A 508-nucleotide genomic window follows, 5' to 3' on the forward strand; every position below is an offset into this window, starting at 1 on the left:
GGCTTCCGGCGTCGTTTCGCCGGGAGCCTCTTCCGCCGACGTGGATCCGCCGGGCGAACTGTACGCCGAGACGTCAGGGAGGGTGCTTGCCTTCCGCATGGGGAAACTGCTCTCGCGCATCCGGGTAGGACGGACTCCGGTATCGTCCGAGCGCAGTGCTGCACGTCGTTCACCGCCTGCGGGCACACCCTGATTTTCGCTTTCAGCTTTGTCAGCCACGACTGTCTCCTTGCATGGATCTCCTATCTAAGACAGTACCCGGGTGGATGGAGCTGGCTGCCGTCGGCCACGCCGCTGTGCCCCTCCGCTGCATCGTCTCTCTGTCGCTCTGCACCGTCTCTGTGTGGGATGCAAAACCTCCGTGCGGGAACGCGGGAGGAAGCTTCGTGATCGGTCCCAATGTCGCTTTGAGCGATAAACACGCCTGGCGAAGTGGGGCGCTCCGACGCTGTTCGCTCTGGGCATAATCTACCGAGGACCAGGACCCGCCGGTTTTGTCAGAGGCAGG

At 63.2% G+C, this 508-nt stretch carries 1 protein-coding gene; it reads right to left on the bottom strand.

What is annotated here, in order from left to right; all coding sequences use genetic code 11:
* Nucleotides 1-219 (bottom strand): hypothetical protein (locus X803_RS22255; RefSeq protein ID WP_026545035.1); only part of this gene is annotated, 219 nt, incomplete at its 3' end.
* Between the last annotated feature and the right edge of the window lie 289 nt (nt 220-508).

Origin of the sequence: Arthrobacter sp. 35/47 (assembly GCF_000520475.1) — a bacterium.
GTDB classification, from domain to species: Bacteria; Actinomycetota; Actinomycetes; order Actinomycetales; family Micrococcaceae; genus Arthrobacter_D; species Arthrobacter_D subterraneus.